The sequence below is a fragment of the Kurthia sp. ISK08 genome (assembly GCF_046159805.1).
GTDB classification, from domain to species: Bacteria; Bacillota; Bacilli; order Bacillales_A; family Planococcaceae; genus Kurthia; species Kurthia gibsonii.
In genome coordinates, this window is sequence record NZ_JBJXHL010000001.1 from 753242 (window position 1) to 760608 (window position 7367).

At 36.9% G+C, this 7367-nt stretch carries 8 protein-coding genes; 2 read left to right on the forward strand and 6 right to left on the reverse strand.

Annotated elements, in window-relative coordinates:
- Nucleotides 1-37: 37 nt before the first annotated feature.
- A complete protein-coding gene (locus ACKVQX_RS03555) occupies nt 38-223 on the forward strand; it encodes a 2-hydroxymuconate tautomerase (RefSeq protein ID WP_068456025.1) in 186 nt (61 codons plus the stop codon).
- Between the two features lie 51 nt (nt 224-274).
- Here the strand turns inward: ACKVQX_RS03555 and abc-f are convergent, their stop codons facing one another.
- From abc-f to ACKVQX_RS03580, 5 genes are all read right to left on the reverse strand, one after another.
- The gene (gene abc-f / locus ACKVQX_RS03560; protein ID WP_368634270.1) at nt 275-1870 is read right to left on the reverse strand and encodes a ribosomal protection-like ABC-F family protein; all 1596 of its coding nucleotides are present in this window, start codon (nt 1868-1870) and stop codon (nt 275-277) included.
- A 272-nt stretch (nt 1871-2142) separates the two neighbouring features.
- The gene (locus tag ACKVQX_RS03565) at nt 2143-2637 is read right to left on the reverse strand and encodes a YwgA family protein (RefSeq protein ID WP_121178327.1); all 495 of its coding nucleotides are present in this window, start codon (nt 2635-2637) and stop codon (nt 2143-2145) included.
- Between the two features lie 14 nt (nt 2638-2651).
- Nucleotides 2652-3941 carry an HD domain-containing protein gene (locus tag ACKVQX_RS03570; RefSeq protein WP_368634271.1) on the reverse strand — a complete coding sequence of 430 codons (1290 nt, stop codon included), beginning with the start codon at nt 3939-3941 and terminating at the stop codon, nt 2652-2654.
- A 133-nt stretch (nt 3942-4074) separates the two neighbouring features.
- Nucleotides 4075-4350 (reverse strand): DUF1450 domain-containing protein, encoded by a 276-nt coding sequence (locus ACKVQX_RS03575; protein WP_068456039.1) that lies wholly within the window; start codon nt 4348-4350, stop codon nt 4075-4077.
- Between the two features lie 68 nt (nt 4351-4418).
- Nucleotides 4419-5258, reverse strand: a complete 840-nt coding sequence (locus ACKVQX_RS03580) for a lipoate--protein ligase family protein (RefSeq protein WP_068456042.1) — start codon at nt 5256-5258, stop codon at nt 4419-4421.
- A gap of 202 nt (nt 5259-5460) precedes the next feature.
- On the opposite strand from ACKVQX_RS03580, the gene hemQ reads away from it, so the two are divergent.
- Entirely contained in the window at nt 5461-6231 is a 771-nt protein-coding gene (gene hemQ / locus ACKVQX_RS03585) for a hydrogen peroxide-dependent heme synthase (RefSeq protein ID WP_068456045.1), read from the forward strand.
- A gap of 41 nt (nt 6232-6272) precedes the next feature.
- Here hemQ and ACKVQX_RS03590 read toward each other — a convergent pair whose 3' ends face one another.
- Nucleotides 6273-7040, reverse strand: a complete 768-nt coding sequence (locus tag ACKVQX_RS03590; protein WP_068456049.1) for an HAD hydrolase family protein — start codon at nt 7038-7040, stop codon at nt 6273-6275.
- Between the last annotated feature and the right edge of the window lie 327 nt (nt 7041-7367).

Below are 7367 nucleotides of genomic sequence, written 5' to 3' on the forward strand. Positions count from 1 at the left end.
CGAATATACACTATATTATACCGAAGGAGAATGATTTATGCCTATCGTAACAATTAAAATGATTGAAGGTCGCACAGACGAGCAAAAACGTAACCTAGTAGAACAAGTAACAACAGCTGTTTCAGAAACAGTAAACGCACCAAAAGAGAACGTATCAATCATCATCGAAGAAATGAAGAAAGAACATTATGCAACAGGCGGCGTACGCGCATCTGATAAATAGTGTGAATAGTCAAAAAGAGGCTTTAGTATTCTTACTAGAGCCTCTTTTTATTTACGTCAATTGTTGCAATCGTTTTGTTATTTCATTAAATTCTTCATCTAGCACCTCATATTGTGCATCTTTTGGTGTTAGAAAGCTTAACTTACCAAGCACTTCTTGTAGTCGTGTCTCCAGCTGCATACGTTCTTTTTCTACAGGTGTTTCTATGACAACTGTTGGTGTCACCATCCGTTGATTTTCGATGATTAACTTGCGTGTTGTTATTTTTTCAACAAAATACGAATCATGCGAAACAACGATTAACGTTCCATCGTACTCCTCTAGTACTTTTTCCAGTTGTTCACGCGATTCTAAATCAAGATGGTTCGTCGGTTCATCCAAGATGAGTACATTGTTTTCATCTAAAACGAGTTGCATTAATTTGCATTTCACTCGTTCACCCATGCTCATCAACGCAATTGGTTCATTCCATTGTTCATTTGTAAATCCAAGATGAATCATTAATGTTTGAACTAAACCACGTTGTTCAAATGTCGTTTGCTCAAATAGTTCACTTGGTGTACTTTCCTCAGGAAGATCGAATACTTGTTGTGTGAGATAGCCTATCTTGGCAGCAGGTGAAAGCCAGATTTCACCTTCATAATGCTCTTTTCCAAGTAACATTTGTAAAAATGTTGTTTTTCCAGCACCATTTTTACCACTCAACGCAATACGTTCTCCGTAATTAATCGTTAAGTTCACATCTTCTAAAATAACCTTCTCACCAAATACTTTTGAAACATGTTTTAATTCGATTAAATGTTTACCTATTGAATGTGTACTTTGAAATTCGAAATGAACTTGATGTTCTTTTTTAGGTTGGTCTAATTGATGTTTACGTAATTCTTTTTCTAATCTTTTTTGTTTGGACTTTACTTGCGCATCCATTCTTTTCGCTTTTACTCGGTAAAATTCTTTAGCGAATTCGTGTTTCGTCGAATCAGCATGTGCCTGTTCACTCCATGATGTAATCTTCGACATCTGTTGTTCGATGCGTACGATTTCTTGTTGCTGTTTTTCGTATTCTCTTTGTTGATGTAGTCGATTCGCTTCATATTGTGTACGATAAGCCTCGTAATTCCCCTTATAAGCTGTTACTTTTTTGTCTTCAATATGCCAAATTTCTGTAGCTACTTCATTTAGGAAAGTACGGTTATGTGATACAAAAATAACTGTTCCTCGATATTTTTTTAATTGTTTCTTTAAAAATTGGAGTGCTTCTTGATCTAAATGATTTGTCGGTTCATCTAGTAATAATAATTGCGGTTTTTCAGCAAAGGCTTCTGCTAAACGGATTTTTAATTTTTCACCACCACTTAATAATGCGTAGGGACGTTCTGGGACTTGCCATATAGATGTTAGCCCTCTTGGAATCTCTCGATTGAAATCTTCCTTTTCTTGCTCTACCAAAAAAGTAGACGCTTTTCGAAACCACTCAATGTGTCCAGTTGTTGGCTGAATTTGGTTGGCTAATAACTTTAACAATGTAGACTTTCCTGCTCCATTAATTCCTGTAATTCCTATACGAGCGCCTACTTTTACAGATACATTCATATCCGTCAAAATTTCTTCATATGAAAGATTGTGACATTTACATAATTCAGTCATGCTAAATTCCTCCTACTACAGAGGGACCTTTTATATTCTTCTATTAAAAAATCCCTCCAAAAATTTTTGGAAGGATTAGTCTAAAAAACATACCGAAAAAACGGGTTATTTTTATAAAATAAATGGAATGTGGACAGACTAATCCTATTTTTTATACAAAGTTTCTTTCACTTCGCGTGTAAAAAATAAGATTACTTCATCGGCCATCCTCATTCCTTTCGTTCAAGAATCTATCTAAAATATAGCATATTCAATTTATTAAAATCAATTATTTATGATTGCAGTTGTTGAATAAACTGGAAGGCAGCCTCAAATTCTTCTGTTGTAAAATGCAACTTTGCTTTGACCACATTCACCTTTTCAATTTGTTCTTCTGGTTGTAAATCATCAAAATAAAGTAGTGTCGCAACCAACTCTAAAAAGCGCGAACTTTTACCATTCATTTGCTGAACGATTTCGGCTAGACGTGTATCTTGTGTTTCTACAATCGTTGCAAACTCACGACCTTTTTCTGTCGGTGCATAACAATACTGCACATAAGACCCCTTATCTTCTTTTTTCTCCGTCATAAAACCTAAGTTACATAATTCCTCCATACGCACCGTTAATTCTTCTGAATACGGTCCATAAATATGGAAGTTATACTTTTCTTGAAATGCGAAATCCATCTTCTTCGCAATAAAAATCATCTTTTGTAACTTCTTTCTCCCCGTAACTTCTCCAGCAAGCGACACAAACTGTACGATTTTCGCGTGATCTTGTAGCAATAGGAGTCTCCTTTCTAAGCGTGCATGATTTCAATAATTTGTTCATGTAATGGATGTTCTTCGTGTAGTAAATCTTTTGGATAATATAATTTATGATCTGTTCGACGTTTACCTGAGATTGCATCGACAATATCCGATGAACGTGATAATTCACTTAATTCTTTGTTTGGCATTTGAAGATAAATCGGTAGTCGTTCTCCTTCTTCACCCGGACGATAGAAGTCGTAAGGTAAGTCAGATGACGAGTCCATCACTAAATAATAGTTTGGATCAATTCCTGCTTGGTCAAATAGCTTTTCCAAGCGAATGAGCTTTTCCCAATCTTTTGATGGATCGACTTCTACGAATTTAAATAATTTTCGATTTAAAAAGCGTTGACTTAAGTCGCTTAAAATTGCATCTTCTTCACTCATCCAAAACTGGAAGTAAGCTAAAATAATACTTTCATCCATCGCAATATAGGCATCTAATTGGACATCATTTTCAAAAAAGCTATGGAAGTGCGCGATGTCATGCTTAAATGTATAGCCTGCATGACATAACTCTTTTGCACGTTCCAATGTCTTTCTCAAAATGACTTCTGCACTGCGTGATACTGGATGGAAGTACACTTGCCAATACATCTGATAACGACTCATAATATAGTCTTCAATTGCATGCATACCTGTTGATTTGATCACAATTTGATCGGGTTGAGGTCGCATGACACGTAAAATGCGTTCCATATCAAAATGACCGTAACTCACACCTGTAAAGTACGCATCGCGCTGTAAGTAATCCATTCGATCAGCATCAATTTGACTTGAAATAAGACTTACCACTTGTTTATTGTGATAGGTTTTTTCAATCACTTCAGATACTTTCTTTGGAAAGTCTTTTGAGACGCGACGAAGCACTTCATTAACTTCTGTATTCCCTAAAATGATGGCACGTGTAAAATATTCATGATCTAAATCGAAAACATGTTCAAAAGCATGCGAAAAAGGACCATGGCCTAAATCGTGTAGTAAACCTGCACAAAGAGCTACAAGACGTTCCCGTTTATTCCACTCAGGACGATTAGCAAAAACATCATCGACCATGCGACGAATGATTTCGTAAACACCGAGCGAATGGCTAAAGCGACTATGTTCTGCCCCGTGGAATACTAAATACGTCGTACCGAGTTGTCGAATACGGCGTAAGCGTTGAAATTCTTTCGTTGCGATTAAATCCCAAATCACTTGGTCTTGCACATGTATGTAGCGATGAACAGGGTCTTTAAATACTTTTTCTTCTGCTAACTTTTGTGTTGCGTATGCCATTTTACACCTCCAACATTTCTTTCCTTTATTGTATCGAATTTGAAAACGAACACCAACTATTTCGAGAGAAAAGGAGAAATCACATGAAGCGCGATTTCTCCTTTTTCTATCCTTCGTGCATTAAACACGCAATTTATGATTCTTTCATGTCTTCTGGTTCTACAAAACCTTCTGGTAATCTTTTTTGTGATTTTAACTTTTTGATTACCTTTGGAATTAACTCATCTTCCGTATGTGCAGCGCATGGACGATTATTAACAAAGGTAAAAGTTTTTCGTAAACCAGGACCACAATAAGAATGGCATTTGATATCGATTTCTGCATCAGGATCGATTGCTTTCAACTTCGGAATTAATGTCTTGAGATTCACTGCTTGACATTCGTCACAAACTCGAAATTCGTTTGCCATAGTGCCGACAGTCCCTTCTTATTTCAAAATTTCACTATCGCTAAGTGTATCGACTTTTCACAAAAGAATCAACCGTCATTTCTTGCCAACATCTTCTGATTACGCTCAAATACGCGCTGTAAATAGAATTGATAATGTTCTAATTCTTCGGCTTGTAAGCCACCCATTAATAGTTGTTCCGACTTTTCATAAAGTAGTTGCTGTAGATTTTGAACAGTTTGTGAAACTGTTAATTCTTCCTCTAATAATTCAGATAAGGAAGCCATGACTTCTGGTTTCACTTCTGGATATTGAAATTTTGTTGGTTCATGTTGTAAAGCGACTTCGTAAAAGGAACGAATAAGTTTTGCGCGCTCTGAGCCACTTCCTTCAATTGATAAATAAATTTGCACCGCAATTCCTTGACGTAAACGACGTTGTGAAATACCTGCAAACTTTTTACCGTCAATACTCAAATCATATGTACCCGGACAATATGAACCGACAATTTCATATGCTTCGATACGTTCGGCTGCTTGTGGGAATAACGCCCGAATAAGCGACACCATCACTTCGTAAGCTGTATTAATATCGATTTTTTCGTTTTCTTCTGATAGCACAATCGAAATATTAAGAACACCTGGATCAAGTACAACTGCCAGTCCACCAGAATTTCGCACAATCGGTTTATATCCTTTTTCCTCTAACAAATCCATTCCAGCTTGTACAAACGGAAGTCGATGATCTTGAATACCGAGAACAACGGAAGCATCATGTACCCATGTACGAATCGTCGGAGCACTCATTCCTTGCCCAACTAGGTGACAGAGCGTATCATCCGCCGCAAATGATTCAAGTGGTGATTGTGTTAAGCCACTTGTTGATTGATCCCATAAACGCCAAACAGGTTGCGTTAAATAATCTTTCATATACGTAACTCCTACATCTTTTTTTCTTACAGTTTAACATAGATTGAAAAACGACGAAAAAGGAGTGAAAAGTGGTTTTCGCAAAAATCTAGTTTTTCATTTTTCTGCGTGGCGAATTGGTGAACGCAAGTAAAGTAGGACGAATATTCAGTTTAAAAATGGTATAATACGTTTGAATAAGCCTTAGAAGGAGTGTTTTAACATGATTGAAGCAGCACAAACGCTTGATGGTTGGTACGTATTACACGAATTCCGTTCAATGGACTGGGCTTCTTGGAAATTAGTTTCTGAGAAAGAACGCACAGAAGCAGTTGAAGAATTCATCGCGTATTTAGAAAAATTAAATGAAGCAGATGTCGCAAAAACAGGCGCACATGCTTTCTACTCGATTGTTGGTCAAAAAGCCGACTTCATGATTATGACATTACGTGAAACAATGGAAGAACTAAATGAAATTGAAACAGATTTCAATAAATTAGCGATTGCTGATTTTACAGTTCCTACATATTCATATGTATCGGTTGTGGAATTATCAAATTACCTAGCTGGTAAAAAGAATGCAGATAGCGATGCTCCTGCTGAAGATCCATACCAAAATCCACATGTACGTGCTCGTCTATACCCTGAGCTACCTCGTATGGATCATGTTTGTTTCTATCCAATGGATAAACGTCGTCAAAAAGGCGCAAACTGGTACATGCTTGAAATGAATGAACGTCAAGAAATGATGCGTTCTCATGGTTTAATCGGACGTAGCTATGCTGGAAAAGTAAAACAAATCATCTCAGGTTCAATCGGTTTCGATGATCATGAATGGGGCGTTACACTATTTGCGGATGACGTACTACAATTCAAAAAATTAATTTACGAAATGCGTTTTGATGAAGTATCAGCACGTTACGCTGACTTCGGCTCATTCTTCGTTGGTAATATTTTAGATGCAGATAAATTACGCAAAATGTTAGCAGTTTAGTTCGTAACATAAAAAAATCGCGCCACAGCGCGATTTTTTGTTTACGTTAATTTAAATCGTTCACTCAATCGCTTGCACGATTCGACAATTTTCATTTCAATTCGATCGTCTACAATTAATTGCTCATCTGCAAAAGCTACAAGAGCAGGATTATTTCCGATTAAAATTGTATATTGCGCAAAATCAAAGACGTTCACATCTTCTTCATCTTTTCCAAAAGCAATGTAATTTCGCTTTTGAATTCCTAATGTGCGGAGTGCATTCCATTTGCTCAATCCAAGGGGTGTAATTTCAATCATTTCCCCATCATCAATCAAATGTACTGCCACATTTAATTTGCGCAGTTTTTCAATTATCTCTTTTCGATTTGATGCACTGAGAATCGTAATTTTCCATATGGTTGATAAATCTTCCAAATGATGATTTTCCGCTAATTTATAAGGGTCTACATCGTTCACAACGCGATGATATACGCCACCTGTATATGCATAGTCCCAATCACTCTCAACCAGATAAGTCGCATCAAATAATTGAATTAACTCTTTTAATTTGGAGAACATGGATGTTGAGAATGCAACAATTTGCTCAATGTTTCCACGATAGCATATGACAGCTCCATTGCCACCCACCATTTTACTATTGTGAAATTGTTTGTCGAGTAAGGTCAGCATATGGCGAATCGATTTAGATGAAACAAAAATCGGCTCATGCCCTCTTTCACATAAAAAAGCTAACATATCCGTTAAATAATCACTCACTTTTTCATCATGAAAAGAAATGGTTCCCTCCAAATCAAAAACAAATCGCACAAAATCACTTCTTTCTTCACTCTCAACGAGTTTCTTTTGTTCATTATACCCTTAAATTTCCACTCCTAACACTCTATCTAAGGTCATTTTCAAGTAAAATAGTGGATTTATTTTAGAGTTTATAATTTCCTTTCAAACGCAGCGATTTCCTTTCGACCACTCATTTGTCCCTTTCAACGGCAGCGATTCCCTTTCGCGCGCGAGTTTGTCCCTTTCAATCGCAGCGATTCCCTTTCGACCGACCATTTGTCCCTTTCAAATGCAGCGATTCCCTTTCGACCGACCATTTGTCCCTTTCAAATGCAGCGATTCCCTTTCGCGCGCGGA

Excerpts from the sequence above, each read along its gene's own strand:
- ACKVQX_RS03555 (WP_068456025.1), top strand. The coding sequence starts at position 38 with ATGCCTATCGTAACAATTAAAATGATTGAAGGTCGCACAGACGAGCAA.
- abc-f (WP_368634270.1), bottom strand. The coding sequence starts at position 1,870 with ATGACTGAATTATGTAAATGTCACAATCTTTCATATGAAGAAATTTTG.
- ACKVQX_RS03570 (WP_368634271.1), bottom strand. The coding sequence starts at position 3,941 with ATGGCATACGCAACACAAAAGTTAGCAGAAGAAAAAGTATTTAAAGAC.
- ACKVQX_RS03575 (WP_068456039.1), bottom strand. The coding sequence starts at position 4,350 with ATGGCAAACGAATTTCGAGTTTGTGACGAATGTCAAGCAGTGAATCTC.
- ACKVQX_RS03580 (WP_068456042.1), bottom strand. The coding sequence starts at position 5,258 with ATGAAAGATTATTTAACGCAACCTGTTTGGCGTTTATGGGATCAATCA.
- hemQ (WP_068456045.1), top strand. The coding sequence starts at position 5,461 with ATGATTGAAGCAGCACAAACGCTTGATGGTTGGTACGTATTACACGAA.